The 18,953-nt window shown below is 40.5% G+C and carries 18 protein-coding genes and 1 pseudogene; 13 read left to right on the top strand and 6 right to left on the bottom strand.

Features of this window, described 5'->3' with window-relative positions:
* Positions 1-46: 46 nt before the first annotated feature.
* Positions 47-1,129: an AI-2E family transporter gene (locus O2S85_RS17665; RefSeq protein WP_269410593.1), complete on the bottom strand. Its 1,083-nt coding sequence runs from the start codon at positions 1,127-1,129 to the stop codon at positions 47-49.
* Between the two features lie 480 nt (positions 1,130-1,609).
* On the opposite strand from O2S85_RS17665, the gene O2S85_RS17660 reads away from it, so the two are divergent.
* The 4 genes from O2S85_RS17660 to O2S85_RS17645 all read left to right on the top strand — a co-directional run bounded on the left by O2S85_RS17660 (position 1,610) and on the right by O2S85_RS17645 (position 6,252).
* On the top strand, positions 1,610-3,334 hold the full coding sequence (locus O2S85_RS17660) for a phospho-sugar mutase (protein ID WP_269410592.1): 1,725 nt from the start codon (positions 1,610-1,612) through the stop codon (positions 3,332-3,334).
* A gap of 316 nt (positions 3,335-3,650) precedes the next feature.
* Positions 3,651-4,010 (top strand): DUF488 domain-containing protein, encoded by a 360-nt coding sequence (locus O2S85_RS17655; RefSeq protein WP_269410591.1) that lies wholly within the window; start codon positions 3,651-3,653, stop codon positions 4,008-4,010.
* 39 nt (positions 4,011-4,049) lie between these two features.
* The gene (locus O2S85_RS17650) at positions 4,050-4,490 is read left to right on the top strand and encodes an OsmC family protein (protein ID WP_269410590.1); all 441 of its coding nucleotides are present in this window, start codon (positions 4,050-4,052) and stop codon (positions 4,488-4,490) included.
* 367 nt (positions 4,491-4,857) lie between these two features.
* Positions 4,858-6,252 (top strand): L-cystine transporter, encoded by a 1,395-nt coding sequence (locus O2S85_RS17645; RefSeq protein WP_269410589.1) that lies wholly within the window; start codon positions 4,858-4,860, stop codon positions 6,250-6,252.
* A gap of 197 nt (positions 6,253-6,449) precedes the next feature.
* On the opposite strand, the gene O2S85_RS17640 is transcribed toward O2S85_RS17645, so the two are convergent.
* Positions 6,450-8,267, bottom strand: a complete 1,818-nt coding sequence (locus O2S85_RS17640) for a DNA ligase D (protein ID WP_269410588.1) — start codon at positions 8,265-8,267, stop codon at positions 6,450-6,452.
* 134 nt (positions 8,268-8,401) lie between these two features.
* Between O2S85_RS17640 and ku the strand changes: the two genes are divergently transcribed.
* The 3 genes from ku to O2S85_RS17625 all read left to right on the top strand — a co-directional run bounded on the left by ku (position 8,402) and on the right by O2S85_RS17625 (position 11,337).
* On the top strand, positions 8,402-9,253 hold the full coding sequence (gene ku / locus O2S85_RS17635; protein WP_269410587.1) for a non-homologous end joining protein Ku: 852 nt from the start codon (positions 8,402-8,404) through the stop codon (positions 9,251-9,253).
* Positions 9,254-9,461: 208 nt separating this feature from the next.
* Entirely contained in the window at positions 9,462-10,472 is a 1,011-nt protein-coding gene (locus O2S85_RS17630; RefSeq protein ID WP_269410586.1) for an acyltransferase family protein, read from the top strand.
* A gap of 40 nt (positions 10,473-10,512) precedes the next feature.
* A complete protein-coding gene (locus O2S85_RS17625; protein WP_269410585.1) occupies positions 10,513-11,337 on the top strand; it encodes a sugar nucleotide-binding protein in 825 nt (274 codons plus the stop codon).
* 79 nt (positions 11,338-11,416) lie between these two features.
* On the opposite strand, the gene O2S85_RS17620 is transcribed toward O2S85_RS17625, so the two are convergent.
* On the bottom strand, positions 11,417-12,760 hold the full coding sequence (locus O2S85_RS17620) for a YjiH family protein (protein WP_269410584.1): 1,344 nt from the start codon (positions 12,758-12,760) through the stop codon (positions 11,417-11,419).
* 243 nt (positions 12,761-13,003) lie between these two features.
* On the opposite strand from O2S85_RS17620, the gene O2S85_RS17615 reads away from it, so the two are divergent.
* The 6 genes and pseudogenes from O2S85_RS17615 (at position 13,004) to O2S85_RS17590 (ending at position 16,508) form a co-directional block, all read left to right on the top strand.
* Complete coding sequence (locus O2S85_RS17615; protein ID WP_269410583.1) at positions 13,004-14,647, top strand: ABC1 kinase family protein; 1,644 nt, start codon at positions 13,004-13,006, stop codon at positions 14,645-14,647.
* An 11-nt stretch (positions 14,648-14,658) separates the two neighbouring features.
* On the top strand, positions 14,659-14,955 hold the full coding sequence (locus O2S85_RS17610; RefSeq protein WP_269410582.1) for a phasin family protein: 297 nt from the start codon (positions 14,659-14,661) through the stop codon (positions 14,953-14,955).
* 106 nt (positions 14,956-15,061) lie between these two features.
* Positions 15,062-15,280 (top strand): annotated as a pseudogene (locus O2S85_RS18995) (coiled-coil domain-containing protein); the annotation flags it as partial.
* A gap of 169 nt (positions 15,281-15,449) precedes the next feature.
* Positions 15,450-15,599, top strand: coding sequence for a hypothetical protein (locus O2S85_RS17600; RefSeq protein ID WP_269410580.1), 150 nt, complete (start codon positions 15,450-15,452; stop codon positions 15,597-15,599).
* A 195-nt stretch (positions 15,600-15,794) separates the two neighbouring features.
* Entirely contained in the window at positions 15,795-16,088 is a 294-nt protein-coding gene (locus O2S85_RS17595; RefSeq protein ID WP_269410579.1) for a YwdI family protein, read from the top strand.
* Between the two features lie 51 nt (positions 16,089-16,139).
* Entirely contained in the window at positions 16,140-16,508 is a 369-nt protein-coding gene (locus O2S85_RS17590) for a DUF423 domain-containing protein (protein ID WP_269410578.1), read from the top strand.
* Positions 16,509-16,740: 232 nt separating this feature from the next.
* On the opposite strand, the gene O2S85_RS17585 is transcribed toward O2S85_RS17590, so the two are convergent.
* The 3 genes from O2S85_RS17585 to hemQ all read right to left on the bottom strand — a co-directional run bounded on the left by O2S85_RS17585 (position 16,741) and on the right by hemQ (position 18,779).
* Positions 16,741-16,992 (bottom strand): hypothetical protein, encoded by a 252-nt coding sequence (locus tag O2S85_RS17585; RefSeq protein WP_269410577.1) that lies wholly within the window; start codon positions 16,990-16,992, stop codon positions 16,741-16,743.
* A 121-nt stretch (positions 16,993-17,113) separates the two neighbouring features.
* Positions 17,114-17,695, bottom strand: coding sequence for a spore coat protein GerQ (gene gerQ, locus O2S85_RS17580; RefSeq protein WP_269410576.1), 582 nt, complete (start codon positions 17,693-17,695; stop codon positions 17,114-17,116).
* A gap of 334 nt (positions 17,696-18,029) precedes the next feature.
* Positions 18,030-18,779, bottom strand: coding sequence for a hydrogen peroxide-dependent heme synthase (gene hemQ / locus O2S85_RS17575; RefSeq protein WP_269410575.1), 750 nt, complete (start codon positions 18,777-18,779; stop codon positions 18,030-18,032).
* Between the last annotated feature and the right edge of the window lie 174 nt (positions 18,780-18,953).

Genomic DNA, 18,953 nt, shown 5'->3' with positions numbered 1-18,953 from the left:
TGGTGCCCCAGCCACTGTCATGTTCAGTCCGGTACTCACCTTTGTGCTAAATCAATGCATCGTTTTTATCTATCTTTGAGTCCTGATAGGTTTTATAAAAATGAACAATGATTGTTTTAATGACTGCATAGAATGGGACGGCAAACAAGATACCAAGAAAGCCGGCAATACTTCCGGCAGCAAGAACCAATGTAATAATAGTCAGTGGATGGAGTTTCAACGCCCTTCCCATGATATTTGGCGAAATAAGGTTGCTTTCCAACTGGTGAGCGACAATCATGATCACAGCTACCCACACTGCCATAATAGGTTCCTGGAAAAGGCCAACAATCATTGCTGGAATGACAGAGATAAATGCACCGGCAAACGGAACCACACACATCACCATTCCAAACAAGGCCAAGGTTAAAGCATAGTTTAAGCCAATAATTAAATAGCCAATGAACAATAAAAATCCAACGCATACGGCGCAAATGATTTGTCCTTGAATGTAATGCGATAAAGTGTGGTCAATTTTATGCATCAGGCTGCTAATGTTTTTTGCTTTTTCCTTATGGAAGATCTGTGTAATAAATGGAACGAATTTATCGTGATCCTTCAGCATAAAAAATAAAAAGAATGGAATAAGCACAATTGAAACCACAAAGCCGATCAGCTGGCTAATAAAGCCGAACAAAAAGGACATGGCTGATTCAATGTAGCTCTGCAGGTTGGATGTAATATGATTAATCGCTTCATTCACGTTTGCTGGAATAATATCCTGATTGGCCTGCCAATAAGAGATTAAACTCTGTGCTCCTTCCACCATTTCCGGTATATTATTAATCAGATTGGAAAATTGCTTTTGGGCAATTGGCGCAATGTAATGGATAACCAGATAAATAAGTAAAATCAGCAGAATAAAAACGATAAAAATAGCCAACACACGAGGTACCTTATACTTTTCCATCAGGTGGACAATCGGCTTTGTTAAATAGAAAAGTACACCAGCACCAACGATAGGCAAAGCAACAGCTGCCAGATATTTAAAAACTGGATCAAATAAGAAATCTGTTGCAGAGATTAACAAGATTAAGAGAAAGATTAAAATGAATGAAACTAGTACTTGGAACCAGCGTTTTTTGTACATACGGTCACCGCCTTCTAGATGATGTTCAAAAAGTCCGGTAAAAATGACATGCCCCCTGCAAAAGGGGTATGCCGACGCCTGAGCGCAAGCCCGTTTTTAGTCGGCCTTCCTTTGAAGAAGCTCGTTGGCTTGCTTTTCCGCTCCTCATGTACCTTTTATGTACACTCCGGTGCTCAAAGCTACGCCGCCTAGAACTTCTCGGTCCTTTTTATCCTCCTGTTGAACACGCACTTCTAATAAAAAGGAGGACGAAATTTTGAACATCCTCCAATATAGTATTATTTTATCTTCAAATGAATAAAATAGAAAGAGACACTTTCTTATTATTTCCGGAAATAATAGAAATTAAACAAATAAAGCTCTTCCGCAAATAGAATTCCGTTTAATAGTATGCTAAAATTTGAACAAATAGACTGGTGGGTCGGCTAATCGTTTGAAATAGGATAATGGCCCATTAAAAAGGGTAAAGGAGATGCTGCAATGAAGCAATGGGAAATTGTTTTTAACAAGTGGCAGTCATTTGAGGGTCTGGAACCAGTACTAAAAGCAGAGGTACTCGAAATGGAACATGATCAGGCTGAGGACGCTTTTTATAAGGAGTTAACCTTTGGTACAGGCGGAATGCGCGGGGTTTTAGGGGCAGGAATCAACCGGATGAATATTTATACCGTTCGTAAAGCGGTAAATGGACTAGCTAATTATTTACAAGCAACATTTACAAATGCTGATCAACGGGGAGTGGCTATCTCCTACGATTCCCGGCATATGTCACAGGAATTTGCTTTGGAAACGGCTAAAGTGTTGGGAGCTTATGGGATCAAAGCGTACGTATTTGCCTCTTTACACCCGACGCCATTATTATCATTTGCGGTCAGACATTTGGGAGCCTGTGCCGGGGTCATGATTACAGCCAGTCATAATCCACCTGAATATAACGGGTTCAAGGTATATAACGATGATGGCGGACAGGTCATTCCGGAAGAAGCAGACAAGATTATTACGTTTATCAACCAAACGGAAAATGAGCTGACCGTTCCAGTTCTTGATCAAAAGCAATTGGAGGAACATGAACTATTACATTGGATAGGTGATGAGATTGATCAGGCCTATCTGGATCAGTTAAAGCAAATCTCAAGGTTACCTGATGACGAAAAACAGGCATATAAGGATTTATCCATTGTTTTTACGCCGTTGCATGGGACAGCCTATGATCTAGTGTTAAAAGGGTTGAAGCAATTAAATTTCCCAAATGTCCATGTCGTTGAAGAACAGGCAAAACCAGATCCGGAATTTTCTACCGTTGCTTCTCCAAATCCTGAAGAGCATCAGGCATTTACGATGGCAATGGCTGATGGGGAACAGGTCGACGCAGACATTTTAATCGGTACGGATCCAGATGCGGATCGCCTTGGTGTCGCGGTAAAAGATGCAAATGAAACATACACAGTGTTAACGGGAAATCAGCTCGGTTCACTTATATTAGATTATATTTTGACGCAAAGTAATCGTTCGGATTTAAGGCATGCCCGGATGATTAAAACCATTGTCACTACTGAACTTGGCAGGGCAATCGCCAGCGACCACGATGTCAAAACGATTGATACATTAACCGGGTTTAAATATATTGGGGAAAAGATTCGCCAGTATGATACAACAGAGGAGACATTTATCTTCGGTTTTGAAGAGAGCTATGGTTATTTAATCTCCGGGATTGTCCGGGATAAAGATGCCGTACAAGCCGCGGTAATGGCCAGTGAATTGGCGTATTACTGGAAAAAGCAAGGGAAGACATTACTTGATGCATTAGACGTGTTATATGAAAAATATGGGTATTATCGGGAAGGCATGACATCACTGACGTTGAAAGGTAAAGAAGGGGCCGCACGAATCGAGGCAATGATGGAAGAAGTTCGTACCACCCCGCTATCGAAAATTGGTGGTCTGAAGGTGTTGCAAGTGGAAGATTATCTCACCAGTGAGCGGACATTGCTAAATGACGGAAACAAGGTAGAACAAATCACGTTACCAAAAGAAAATGTAGTCAAGTATTTGTTGGAACATGACAGTTGGGTATGTTTTAGGCCATCAGGAACAGAACCGAAAATAAAATGCTACTATGGTGTTTGCGAAAAATCCAGTGAAGCAAGTGCGGAAAAATTGGCTGCATTGCAACAAGAGATGGAAGCTATAATGAAGCGGAACTAACGAGAGCCCTCTATCGTTTGAAGGTAGGGGGCTTACTTTATCTAGACCTGGTAATTATAATTATTCATTTAACGGAAAATTACATCTGTTGCTTTTTGCTTCATAAACCCACTTCTATGTCGATATAAATATAGGGTTCACCTGCTTCCTTGAACTAGTGGGTCAATTTAAATTATAGAAAAGTATGAGCAAAAGGCTTTTGTTATTACGATGGACAGAAGCCTTTTTACTGTTTAAGTTCTTTTTTAAGCGATATGATTGATGCAAGAGCGATCCCATGTCACTAAAGCTGAATAGAATAAGGAGGGACCTGGCATTGGCAATCGCAATCAAACGAATCTATGAAGAGGCAGAACAAGACGACGGTATACGGATACTTGTTGATCGGGTATGGCCCAGAGGTATGTCAAAGGAAAAGGCGAAACTTGATTATTGGATCAAAGACGTAGGGCCATCCAATGAACTCAGAAAATGGTTTGGCCATGATCCGGGCAAGTATCCAGCGTTTAAGCAAAAGTATAAAGATGAGTTGGCTGAAGGATCACAGCATGAGGAATTAGAAAAGCTAAAAAAAATAACGAAAGAAAATAATGGACATGTAACATTGTTATTTTCTGCAAAAGATGAAACACATAATCAAGCAAATGTGTTAAAGGAAATATTGGAACAACAATAATTTTAACCAAAAGAAAAATTTAGGAACGAAGGTGAGCAAATGACTGAACATCATTTTCATTTACAGGCGGACTGGCCAGGTGGGCGAAACAGTGAAGGATTTATCAAAGCTGGCAACTTACAAACGAAGATTTCAATCCCGCCGGAAATGGACGGTCCAGGCATTGGTACAAACCCGGATGAAATGCTTCTGGGGGCTGCTGCAACATGCTATATTATTACACTGGCAGCAATGATCGAACGTGCCGGGTTGCCACTACAAAATATGGACCATGAATCGGAAGGAATTGTCGAAGTAAGGAAGGGTGTCATTACGTATAAAAAAATCATCCATAAACCAACTGTAACTTTAAAAAGCAGTGCAACTACCGAAGAAAAGGAAAAGTTAAAAACACTTGTGGAAAAGGCGGAAAAAAGCTGTATGATTTCCCGGGCTATACGCGGTAATGTGGAGATTGAATTGGAACCAACAATTGGGTAGGAATGCAAAACTGCCATAAAAGTACGCGAAATTTGGGAATCGCCGTATAATGAATGAAAAACGCCGTAAAAGTTGAATTTGGGCAGCCAGATGATGTTGTCTGGTTGCCTTTTGATTAAAATCACCTGGTTGGAACAATGTGGCTTGAAATTTTAATTTATCCCCTATGGCTTGGTCGTTACAGCTTTAAAGTTTTCATTTGTGGTTAACAGGAAAGATCACGTTAGCTCCGGTGTTTTTGTTATTAAATCGCCCATTTTCTTTTCTCTTGACACATAGTTGTATCTCCCTGTATAGTATTAAAGCATACTAACATTATCGGGATTATCTTATATCATTCCGATTAACATGACAGGGGGGAAAAACCGTGAATGCATTTTTAATTATCGTAAATATTGCGGTTTTACTAGCAATTATCGGTCTTCTTATTTGGATGCAGAAGAAACACTTTTCATTTACAAAACGCGTATTCACGGGGCTGGGCGTTGGCATTGTGCTCGGCGCTGTATTGCAGGTTATTTATGGCGCAGATTCAGATATATTAACCCAGACAACTGAATGGTATAATATTGTCGGCAGCGGTTATATCAATTTGCTTATGATGATTGTTGTACCACTTGTGATGGTATCGATTATCCAATCGATCATCAATCTGGAGAAATCATCAGAATTAGGGAAAATGTCTGCATGGATTATTGGAATTCTCGTGGTTACGGCAATGGTTGCGGCACTTGTCGGAATTGGCAGTGCGGCATTGTTTCATTTGAATGCTGATCAAATTGATGCTGGTCAAGCAGAAATGGAACGCAGTAGTGAGATGGAGCAAACAGTGGGTGAAGTTGAGGAGACATCGACACCAGAGAAGATTTTAGACTTTATTCCATCAAATATCTTTCTGGATATGACCCAACAACGCTCAACATCGGTAATTGCCGTTGTTATCTTTTCACTTATCGTTGGCATAGCGGTACTAGGGGTAAGAAGAAAGAATCCCGAGCAGGCTGAGATCTTTACAAAAATCATTAATTCGCTATATGCTGTTGTCATGCGGATTGTCACTTTGATTTTGCGTTTGACGCCATTTGGCATTTTAGCGTTGATGGCGAATACGGTTGCCAGCACTGATTTTGCTGGAATACTTGAGCTTGGTAAATTTGTCATCGCGTCGTATGTAGCGATTATTACGATGTTTATTATTCACTTAATCCTGGTCGGGGTCTTTGGTTTAAGCCCGATGATGTATTTGAAAAAAGTTTTGCCTGTGCTGACGTTTGCGTTCACGTCGCGTTCAAGCGCGGGATCAATCCCATTAAATATCAATGCGCAAAAAAATTCGCTTGGTGTACATGAAGGTATTGCTAACATGTCCGCATCATTTGGTGCCACCATTGGTCAAAATGGTTGTGCAGGTTTATACCCGGCGATGCTGGCGATCATGATTGCACCATCTGCCGGCATTGATCCATTTACATTCGGATTCATTGCCAAGCTGGTCTTAATTGTTGGCATCAGTTCGTTTGGTGTAGCCGGTGTTGGCGGCGGTGCAACATTTGCAGCTATCATCGTGCTTTCTTCGATGGGGTTGCCAGTCGGACTCGCTGGGTTGTTAATTTCCATTGAAGCACTGATCGATATGGGCCGTACTGCACTAAACGTCAATGACTCGATATTATCAGGAACACTGACTTCACGTATTCTGGGAAAATTAAATCTAAAAACATTTAATGATAAAACAGCAATTGAAAAAGATATAGCTATTTAAGGAAATGGCCGCTTCTGAGAGGAAGCGGCCATTTTGTGATAGTTTAATGATTTGGGCTGATATCCCAGGCATACCGGTTGATAGTCAACTTGCTGCCGCTATCAGTTCACCTCACTGTACAATCGGAATCTAACACGTTATATTTCCTCGACATTTCCCGGGAAATATCGAGCATTTTCCATGATATTTTTAAACCATCATTCTTCAATTAATTGTTTCACCGGATCTAAATTCTGCCGTTCCTTCACAATAAAATAACCGGCAAATGGGTCGCCAAGTGATTTTACACGATCAACTGCATTGGCAATTGTAAATTCAACCGGTGATAAATCCTCCTTGAGTTCCTCCCAAAAAAGTGGCGTGGCAACTGTTCCTTCCGTAATTTTCCTTGGTGAATAAGGGGCAATGATCGTTTTATCCCGACCGTGCTGCATATAGTCAAGATACAGGCGTTCATGACGATTTTTCTTCATTCGCTCGGTTGTAAAATACTGTGGATATTCCTGCTCCAGCGTCCGGGCAATCGCTTGCGTAAAAATAGCTGTTTCATCATAAGTCATGCTATTTTCCGGAATAGGGATATGCACTTGTAATCCTTTATTACCTGATGTTTTTACAAAGGGAACAATTTCTAGATCATCAACTATTTGTTTTAATAATTGAGCTGCAAAAACAGCAAGTGAAAAACGCTCTCGGTCTGGTGGGTCAAGGTCGAATACAATTTCAGAAGGGGTTGCGCTTTTAGACCGTTGAAAAGGAATATGGTATTCCAATGCGCCATGATTACCGAACCAGACAAGTGTCTTCAAGTTATTACAGATCATCAACCGTTCGTTTTCTGCCATGATACTGTCAATATAGGAGGGGGCATAATCGGGTAGGTGTTTTTGGAAAAATGATTCCCCATCCACGCCGTCCGGACAACGAATTAATGTGAGTACATGATCTTGCAAAAATGGCAGCATATAGGGTGATATTTCTCTTAAATAAACAAGCAGATCGCCTTTTGTGAAATTTGCATTCGGCCATAACAGTTTATCCGGTTTGGTTAAATCCAGTTCTTCAGGTAGCATGGCTATGTCCAGTGCTAATTTTTCTGCTGTACAGTCTGTAGCAAGGGTGTTAACCAACAGCTTGGCAAACTCGGGTTCGCGGATTTCTTGCTCCAGTAAATCAAGGGTATGGATTTCTGCACAAATAGCTGGTGGGAGCAGGTAACCAGTTTCAACTTTTTCCCCTTTGGTGGCAAATAATTGCTTTAACGTCGCTTTTGGTTCCTGACCAAGCCCATGTTTGCATTTGCCGACTTCCTGCCAATCATGACCATTCCAAACAACGGCGGTAAAATAATCATTTTTCGGATCGTAATGGGTAAGAACACATTGGATGGTGCGCCAATTCTTCACTTTTAACCAGTCGCGATGGTTTTTTCCACCTGTGTAGTCGCTATTTTTCCGTTTGGCAATGATCCCTTCCGCCTTATATGTAAAAATACGATTCCAAAGTTCGGTTGCATCCTGCAGACAGGGCACGTAACTAATCCGATTTAATGGAGAAATATCAAAATCCCAGCCGCCTGCAATAAAAAAATCTTTTAATTGTTCTTTGCGTTGCTGGAATGATTTAGTCATTAAATCGATACCGTTTACCTGCAACATGTCAAATGCCAGTAATGTTGCCGGCCGTTTCCTTGCCGCTTGGTGGATTGTCGATGCCGTTTTTATTCTGCCGCGCGTATGCATCCATGAGAAATTAGCCTGGTACGTATGATTCAATACAGTTAACTCGCCATCTAATTGAACGGGTAGCAAGTGTTCAACCCTTTTCTGGTGGACATTGCAAAAATTTACAATTTCAGGGAACAAGGAAGTTAAATCTTTATTGTTTTTACTTGTTAATGTCGCCTGATCCTTCTCCCAGGAAAGCAAACAACGAAAACCATCATATTTCACCTCATATACCCACTCAGCGCCGGTCGGTATGGTTGTGCTGGCAATTGGCTTCATGATTTCCATTACTAAAACACCTCCTTTTAGTAATCACTTTATAATATGGCTCAAGAGAAGATAATTACCCATAAAGGATAAAGTGAAACAAGAACGGAACACTAAAACAGAGACATTTCATGTAAAAAAAGGAGGTATGTTTCATGCATACGATGTGGAAGGGGACTATTAGTTTTGGTTTGGTGAATATTCCGGTTAAAATGCATGCCGCTACGGAAAACAAAGATGTCAAGCTTAGGCAGCTTCATAAAGAATGCCAGACACCAATCAAATATGAACGCGTTTGTCCTGTATGTGACCGAAAAGTAGAAAATGATGAAATTGTAAAAGCCTATGAATATGCCAAAAATAAATTTGTTGTCCTGGACGATGAGGAATTGGCCGCTTTGAAGAAAGAACAAGCGGATAAAGCGGTGGAAATTGTTGATTTCGTCCAATTAGAGGAAATTGACCCGATTTACTTTGAAAAGAGCTATTATTTGTCACCTAATGAAGGCGGTAGTAAATCCTATGCCCTGCTGAGAGCGGCATTACAGGATACAGGTAAAATTGGTGTCGCCAAAATGATTATCCGCTCTAAGGAGCAGCTTGCTTGTATTCGGGTTTATCAAAATACATTGGTTGTCGAAACCATTCATTATCCTGATGAGGTTCGGCAAGTACAGGACGTGCCAAATGTGCCTGAGCAGGTAGAGACAACCGAAAAAGAACTGGATACAGCGAAAATGCTGATTGAACAATTGTCAACCGAATTTGATCCGGAAAAGTATAAAGATGACTACCGAACCGCTTTGCTTGATTTAATTGAGGATAAGAAAAATAATAAGGATCATGTAGTAGCAACGGGTGAAAAACAACCGACTCCAGATAATGTGACCAACCTGATGGATGCACTGCAGGCGTCACTGGATCGTGCCAAAAAGGACAAACCCAAACCGGCACAACCAAAACGAAAGAAAAAAGCAACAACTCAAAAGAAAAAGGTGGCGAAGTAGTCAGTTGTTTGGGTGTCGGGGCACCCAAACAACGCTGACCAAAAGTATGGCATTTTTATAGAAATTATTACATCGTGATATCTTCATTTCAGTTCAATTACACAGCTTTAACATCCTGATGAAAATAGGCCGTTATGGAGGTATTTCCGTGTGAAAACGGGTAAACTAGAAATTAAACAACATACTTTTTTTAAAAAGGATGAGCTTCATGGAAAGAAATGCGTTTTTTGATAATGCCAGACTAGCATTAATTTTTTTAGTGGTGTTTGGTCACATGCTTCAACCATTTGCAGACGACTCGCAGAAAATTAACACGCTATACATGTGGATTTATACATTTCATATGCCTGCATTTATCTTCTTATCCGGGTTTTTTGCAAAAGGGTCGGGCAAAAAAGACTATGTTCTAAAACTAGCAAAAAAATTGCTATTACCATATTTAATATTTCAGATGGTTTATACGATTTTTTATTTCATTATTGGCAAAGACAGCTGGCAAAACGGTCTGTTTGATCCGCAGTGGTCACTGTGGTTTTTGTTCAGTCTATTCAGCTGGCATATGCTGTTGTACTGGTTTAAAAAGATACCGCCCGTATTAGGTATGGCTATTGCTGTTGAAATTGGCTTGCTTGTTGGGTATTTCGGTGAGATTGGTCAAACATTTAGTTTATCACGTACCTTTGTGTTCTTTCCGTTCTTCCTGATTGGTTATTGGCTGAAAGAAGAACATGTCATGCTGTTAAAGACGAAAGCGGCAAGAATTATCTCGGTAATCGTCATGGTGTCGGTTGCCGGAGCAATTTATTTTGCGCCTGAAATAAACTCTGGCTGGCTATTGGCTTCCAAATCGTATAGTGATCTTGATATGCCGGATTTCGGTGGTGTTGCACGTCTGCTTGTTTATATCACTTCGGCGCTAATGGCGATGAGCGTTTTAGCCTGGGTTCCGAAAAATAAAAATATGCTCACCCATTTGGGAACAAGAACGTTATATGTGTATCTCCTGCATGGATTCTTTATTCAAGTATTCCGGCATTATGATTTGTTTAAGGTCGATAATATTTTGGATTTGGCTGGATTGGCCGTCATTGCGGCAGTTATCGTCCTTCTATTGTCAAGCAAACCAATTCAGGTGGTTTCACAACCGGTCATTGAGGGGAAATTATCATCTATAAGAGGTGTCTTTAGTCAGGCAAGTAGGAAAACAGAGCACAGCTAGCAGAACAACCTCTAAATCCAATTTATAGAAGGTGGCAAAAATGAAAATATGTGTTTTCGGAGCTAATGGTTATTTGGGTGTATCTGTTTATAAACAATTAAAGGAATCGGAAACGGATGAAGTGATCGGAACATATTTACAGGAACCAGCCATGCTTGACGGACTCTATAAGTTGAATGTCAACGAACCGGAATCATTCTCCCGCTTTTTTAAGGAGGAGACCCCGGATGTGGTGGTATGGGCAGTGATGAGCGGGCCAAATGAGAACGAGTTAACCGATCAAGGTCTTATGCACTTGATTACGCATCTGACGCCGCAGATAAAATTGGTATATTTGTCATCCGATTTAGTTTTTTCTGATGGCAAAGGTCCATACGTGGAAGATGATCCAATATCCACTTTACCTGATGACCATAAATTTCATAACTATGTAAATGGGAAGGTAAAGGCGGAACATTTAATTACGAATGAACTGACGAATGCTGTGATTTTACGAGCGGGTCCAATTTATGGAGAAAATGTTATTGGTAAATTGGATGAACAAACAGATCGCTTGGCCTACCATTTGCGCGCGGGAAAACCAATTGGCTTTCGTGACGATCTGATTCGCTCCTTTGTGCATATTGACGATGTCACAATGGTTATTAATGAAATGGCCCATAATGACCTAACCGGCGTGTATCATGTCGGCCCGGCTAAAATAAGCAGTATCTATGAGTTTATGAAAGCAGTGGCAAAACAGCTGGGCTATGATGATGAACTAGTGGAAAAGGCCAGTGAAGATGAACACGTAGATCAAGAGTTACCAAAAAACACCTCGTTAATTGTTCAGAAAATAAAGCATGCTTTAGCTGTAAATAATTGACCATTTTCCAGCTAAATAATAAAGAGGCTGATCCCTTCATTCAGGAGGCAGCCTCTTTTGTTTTATATCCAATTTCTGTCTAAAAAAGAAAATGTGCTATTAAAGTAATGACCGGCAACGTAATGATAGTTCTTAGTATAAAAATGACAAATAAGTCGACAAAGGAGACCGGTATTTTGGTTCCCAGCAGCAGCCCGCCAACTTCGGACATGTAGATTAGCTGGGTAACGGATAGTGCCGCAACGATGAACCTGGTCATGTCCGATTCAATCGATGAGCCTACAATGGACGGAAGAAACATATCGGCAAACCCGATTAATATCGTTTCCGAAGCTTCGGCTGCAGATGGTATTTGCAACAGCTCAAGTAGTGGAATAAATGGTACACCCAACCACTGGAAGAACGGGGTGTACTCCGCAATAACCAGGGCAACCAAGCCAAACGTCATAACGATTGGGGCAACTCCCATCCACATATCCAGGATGTTTTGCACGCCTTCTTTGAGAAATTTTGTAAGGCTGGACTGCTTTTTGGCTTGTTCTAATGCCTTTTTATAGCCAAATGTGAGACTGTTATATCCTTCGGGAGTTTGTTCCTCGATATCTTCTGTCGTTTCATTAATGTAAGTGTCCGCTTTTCTCGATAACGGCGGAATGCGCGGCATAATGATGGCAGCAACGAGGCCCGCTATGAGTACTGTTAAATAAAAAGGAACAAACATATTTTCAAGTCCCACTTGACCAATGACTACCAACGTGAAGGTAATCGAAACAACGGAAAAAGTTGTACCAATAACGGCTGCTTCACGCTTGGTATAGTACCCATCTTCATACTGTTTACTTGTCAACAGTACACCGATCGTTCCATCGCCTACCCATGACGCCAGTGAATCAATTGATGCCCGACCCGGTAAACGGAACAATGGCCGCATAATTTTTGTCATTAGTGTACCAAATAAATCAAGCAGCCCAAAGTTCGTCAGCAAAGGCAAAAATAATCCGGCAAACAAAAAGACAGCAAACAATACGTGTAATAAGTCACCAAGGAGCATTTGCCCGGTATCCTCACTATAGATGGCTTCTGTTCCCAAATGGAAAAACACCATCACGGCAAATATGGCAGCTAACACGCGCGTTACGGCCCAAAAATTGCTGACATGGAACAGATTTTGAAAGAATGGTGATTTGGTGAATGTTTCTGGTCTGATTTTGGCAAGTACCGTCATGATAGCTGTAATGATAATAATGATCATCATAATAGCTGAAAGCTGATCAACCAGCAAATTCTCTACCCAATTGGCCAAAACGGCAATAGGAATAGTTAGTCCATCACTGCTTGGGATAGGTATCATAAATAGAAAAACACCGATGCATGACGGAATGATAAATTTCAGATGATCTATAAGTCTATATTTTTCATGCATAATTATTCCCCTTTGCGTATTTTTATACATTAATAACGAAATAAATATAATTTCTTTACTTATTCACCATTCTACCGTTAAAGATCAAAATAATCCAGCCCTAAATTTAATTTTTTTAAAAGCGAGTATAAATATAAGAGATGAATATGCTATACAGTGAAACTTGGTATTACAGCCCGATAATGCGTGAAAACAAGTTTAAGGCGCTTACAATTGCGGGTATAGTAAGTTGAGGTGCTAATCGTGCAAAAGCCACTAAAATACAATGTTATCTATCGTTGTACGGTTATCGTTTGGATGACAATAAAGTTTATCATCCAAATATACCTTTTTCATGTTAGGCATCGAATCTGGGATGATCGAACATGGCAAAAATGGAATGAATTACTAAGCAAAATAGCCAAAGAATACCGGATCAAAGCGGTGAAGCTTGGCGGCGTATTAATCAAGGTTGGGCAATTTTTAAGTACAAGGGCTGACCTGATGCCAGATGTGTTCATCAAGGAATTAACGGGTCTGGTTGATCGCGTTCCACCTGTATCCTTTTCTTATGCAAAACACGTCATGGAGCAGGAATGGGGAGGCAGTATTGACGACCATTTTAGTGAAATACTGGAAAAACCGATCGCATCCGCATCCATCGGGCAAGTGTATCAAGGGAGGCTGCTTGATGGCACGCTTGTCGCTATTAAAATCCGCAGGCGTCATGTGAAAGAAACGTTTCATATGGATTTTAAAGCATTAAAAATTGTGTTTTGGCTGATGCGCGTGTTTACCAGGCTTGGAAAAAAGACCGACTTGCATACCTTGTACCGCGAATTAATTTTTGTCATGGAGCGAGAATTGCATTTTAGGCAGGAACTTGATTTTGCGAAATATTTCAAGGAACGTTATGAAGGGTTTCCATCCATACATATTCCGGATTATTATGATGAGTTGTGTACCGATAAAATTCTCGTCATGGAATGGGTGAAAGGTGCCAAAATAGTCGATGTCGATTTCATGCATGAACATGAGATTAATATTAGGGAGACCGCGAAAACTTTATTTGATTTTTATTTCGATCAATTTTTTAACCCTGGCTATTTTCATGCGGATCCACATGCAGGGAATATTCTGATTCAGGAAGACGGAACCATTGTCATTATTGACTTTGGAATGATTGGTGAAATTCGCAAACAGGATACCCAATTATTTAAACGCCTCATTCAAGGGATAATTGTCGATGATTATGACAAGATATTAACAGCACTGGATGAGATGAAATTTCTCCTGCCAAATGCCGACCGTAACTCCCTTATCAAAATGTTTAAGCAGACAATTGAAATGTATGAAAACGGCTCGTTTAATAATATGGATAACCAGGTAATGGAACAAATCAAGGATGATATTCGTATTTTCATTCGGGAACAGCCCATCCAGCTTTCGGCCGATTATGCTTATTTAGGTCGGGCCGTATCAATTGTGCTTGGTATATTATTTGGCATTTACCCACAAATCGATCTGGGAAAATGGGCCAAGCCATTGATAAAGGAGTGGTTTGGTGGCAAGACCTTTATCGAATCAGTATATAAGGAAATTGCCAAAGATGCACTAAAGCCAGTCATCTCTTTTCCTAAAGCGATGTTAGATTTCTTGGAAAGAGGGGAAAAGGATAGAAAATGGCAAAAGAAGAAACAGTATAATCGATTACTGCATCAGTTCTATTTGCTCCTTGAAGTCATATCATTTATTATGGTTGCAGGTAGTGGTTTGACAGGTATTTATGCTTATCAAATGAGAATGTCGTTCTTGCTAATCGGATGCGTGATTGTTCTGGTTATCTTTTTCTTTATCCTGAATTTGTTGTTTTTACGACATTATCAAATGATACAATCAAACAAATAGGAGGTCATATCATGGGAGACTTATTACGTAAAGGATTTTTGTTGGGATTGGGTGCAGCTGTGAGTGGCAAGGAGAAATTGGAAGAGAAATTGAAAGATCTGGTTGATAAAAATGAGTTAACTCAGGAACAGGCACGTACTGTAATGAACAATTTTATTGAAAAAGGCGAATCCAAAAAAAGCGAATGGAGTACCAAGCAACAAAACCAGACTGAAAAAATGCTCAAAGACTTAGGCATTGCAACCAAAGAAGATATGGAGGTACTACGTTCAAGAATCAATGACCTGGAAGAAAAAATAGGTAAATAAGTTAAAGAAATAAACTTGTTCATTGAAAGGCCCCCTGTAAAAGGGGGCCTTTCAAGCCAAACTCGATCGATTTCAAGCCAAACTCGATCGATTTCAAGCCAAACTCGATCGATTTCAAGCCAAACTCGATCGATTTCAAGCCAAACTCGATCGATTTCAAGCCAAACTCGATCGATTTCAAGCCAAACTCGATCGATTTCAAGCCAAACTCGATCGATTTCAAGCCAAACTCGATCGATTTCAAGCCAAACTCGATCGATTTCAAGCCAAACTCGATCGATTAGCTTTTTTTCTGATGCACGAAAAAGTCAAATCCGGCATGTAAAATACCAGAAAGATTTTGGAAGTAAACAATAAGATAGATGTTATAAAGCAATAAGCATAGCCTTAAAGATGCACAAAAAACACATATTTGGTCAGATTGATATATGACTAGAATAAGGATACAATATAGAGAGTATTTTGACTGTCATTTTTTTGGGAGGGTCAATATCATGGGAAGTTTTTCGCAGGTATGTAAGGATACGCAAGAGAAGCTTGGCAGGCCATTGCAAAAACGTGAAATCAAGTTTCTGCAATGGGTTTTTGACCGCTATACAAAAGAAGAGCAGCAGAAGGAAAAAGAAAAAACTATCTTCAGTTAGAACGCCAAAGCCTTGGAACAGAACTAAGGCTTTTTGTACGCGCACGAAACCTGGGCTACTGAAATACCGCAAATGATCAACTAGTTAGTAAGGATACTCAACTAATTTGGCACATACCACCTTAATCCGTGATTTTACATAGATACCCTTTCACGTGTTATACTGTAGAAAGTTCAAATAAGGAGCGGTTAGACGATGTCAGTAACGGATCAAACGGTGCTTCAGCGAATCATCAGGGAAGCTCAACAAGCAAGGGAAAAACAAACAAGCCATAAAAAGATGATCGAGCACATCAAAAATGTGAAACTATTATGTGAGCTTCTTCTTGAGAATACAGATGAACCAACTGCAACGACCAATGATATTACAGCAAATGAAATGAAGGCAATGATGGGAAAAACGTATGACTCACCACGTAATGGGCAATTAGGAAAACAATCGGAGTTTGATGATGATGGTGCGAATGGGAAATCAATTTTTGACTTTTAGGTTTTCACATATTTCACTCGATACCTATTTTTCATGAAGGGATGAACGGAGATGAAATTATTTTTGGCGCTTGGTGCGCTTAATGGTTTTTTGGCAGTGGCTTTAGGTGCTTTTGGAGCGCACGGGCTAGAGGGGAAAGTTACGGAAAAGTCCCTGGGTATATGGGAGAAGGCTGTTCATTATGAAATGTTTCACACCATGGCCTTGCTCGTGACCGGCCTTTTGATGAGTAAAATTCAGACTGGCGGTATGCTTTGGGCTGGATGGCTGTTCTTTATTGGGATTGTCCTGTTTTCGGGGAGCCTGTATATTTATTCCACATCCGGAATTAAAACATTTGCCATGATTACCCCGCTCGGTGGTGTAGCATTTTTAATCGGCTGGATTTTGCTAGGGTATGCTGTCATGAAATATTTGTAAAGGATATACTTTTTATAAATGTGTGTTCAAAAAGGAGGGATAAAAAGGACCGAGAAGTTCTAGGCGGCGTAGCTTTGAGCACCGGAGTGTACATAGAAGATACATGAGGAGCGGAAAAGCAAGCCAACGAACTTCTTCAAAGGAAGGCCGACTAAAAACGGGCTTTGCGCCCAACGTCGGCATACCCCTTTTGAAGGGGCACGTCATTTTTACCGGACTTTTTGAACATCCTTTATAAATGGAAAATCATATAGGTCGTGAAAATAAATAACATTGCCGCCTGCAACAGATGTTTACCTGCTTGTTGTGTTTGACGTGTGTTCCATTCCACTATTGCGCCACTAAACATACTAAAGGACACCATATAAAGGGCAAGGATGACGACTAAAACAAAGCCTTTGATAAGAGCGATAATCCCGACAATAATCGCCCCGATAATGGCGAATAATTCCATCTTCATAAATTTTTCATATGGATGTCGCATAGATGTACGCTCCTTTTCGGCAAACACAATCTTCACAGGAATGGTAATGTTTAAGAAGGAAGATATTGTATGGGAGCATTCACCCTTAAAAGTGAACCTCCCATACTTTTTTAGGCAGCCTTTATCGCGGCGGATATGTTGCCAGACCAGGGCCCGCTGCACCGCCAAATGGATAAGCGTAATTAATTTCTTCGCTAAATGTGATGTAGTCCAAATAAACCATTAACAGTAAATAGCGCATACCTGTTTCTGGATCGCTTAAGATAATATGGTCCCGACCAGCGGCCTCGATTACTCCCTTGAATACTTGCTCCCTACCGCCACCGCCACTTTCACCACTTTCAAACGTCATATAAACAGTTACGGCTTTTCCTTTGTTCAGTCGTAATATGTTTTCAATATAGGATTGCTGTGGTGGCAGCATCCCGGTTTCGCCTGGTGTGCCAGTTGTTCCGGTTGTACCACCTTGTTCACCCGCTGCGCCTGTTGGGAACTGTGGGAATTGCTGCTGCGCTTGCGGAAATTGCTGGTCTGATTGCGGGAATTGTTGTGTTGTTTGTGGAAATTGCTGGCCACCCTGCGGCTCAGCTCGTGAAAATTGTTGTTGTGGATATAGCGCTCGATAGTCGTATACTGGATAATAGGATTGGTATGGGTAGTAGTAAGGATACATTGGGTTGGTATAATCTTGCTGTTCACTCATAAAGAAAACCTCCACCTAATAATTTAAACTACACTATAGAGTTAATACAAAGGGTATCGTTTCGACTCACATTCCATTGACTATTCAATTATCGATGGGACAGCACGTTTTAGGTCACAATGAAAAAAACTGACATGCATGGAAAATAGTCAAACGCACACCCCCATTTCTGTATATCCTTATGCTAGGCTCTTTAATGATGTGTATGAAATTTTTATATCAGGTATGACAAAACAACTAAGTAATCGTTATGCTGGAGGTATAAAAGAGAGACGTAACTCTAAATGACAAAAAGGCTTCCTGAAAAGTGGCAGGAAGCCTTTTAATAAACAGTTTACACGTGTAAAAATGCTGGTATATTTTCTTTTGGCAGGTGGTTGCCGACGAAGAATTCACCAAATTCGCCGAAACGGGCACTGACCTCATCAAAGCGCATTTCATAAACAATTTTCTTCAGCTGGATAGGATCATGGGCAAATAATGTAACGCCCCACTCCCAGTCATCAAAGCCAAACGATCCAGTAATGATTTGTTTCACCTTGCCACTGTATTTGCGGCCGGTTTTACTATGTTCATATAGCAGTTTTGCCCGGATATCCTTTTCTGTCGCATACCAATTGTCTTCCCCTTGCCGGCGCTTGTCCATTGGGTAGAAACACATATGCTCCCACTTTGGCAAAATTGGTTTGAGCCGTTCCTGGATTTTTGGATAAGTTTCTAATGCTGGCCCTTCTTTTGGCGCGGAATACTTGGAAATTTCAACGACAGATACATAGGAATAAGACGGCCTTAGATATTCAGCGAACTTTGATTTATTAAATTCTGTTTCCAATTCGTTCAACTCTTCCATGGTTGGACGGAGAAACATAAACATGAGATCCGCCTTTTGACCAATCACTGTGTAAAGTACATGACTGCCATTTTTAGCTTCTTCAACTGCCTCCCATTTAGCTAGTAATTGTTCGAATTCATGAATGGCAGCTTCTCGTTCCTCACTTGATGCCATCTTCCAGGAAGTCCAGTCGATACTTCTAAGATCATGCAAGGAATACCAACCGTCCGCTGTTTCAACTGCTTCGACCATTATATATCGCTCCTTTACATATCATCCATTTTCATTGCTCATGTTTTTACTATAACACAATTGGGGAATGATAATCATGGAGTACGGTTTCGAAATCAACTGCTATATCAACATTTTCAACAGATTTGTGAAAAACCCGGTTAATCGTAGTGGATTTCTTTTCATATTATCCTG

This window comes from Lentibacillus daqui (assembly GCF_027186265.1).
Classification (GTDB): Bacteria; Bacillota; Bacilli; order Bacillales; family Amphibacillaceae; genus Lentibacillus_C; species Lentibacillus_C daqui.
This window is presented reverse-complemented; position numbering and strand designations above follow the sequence as displayed.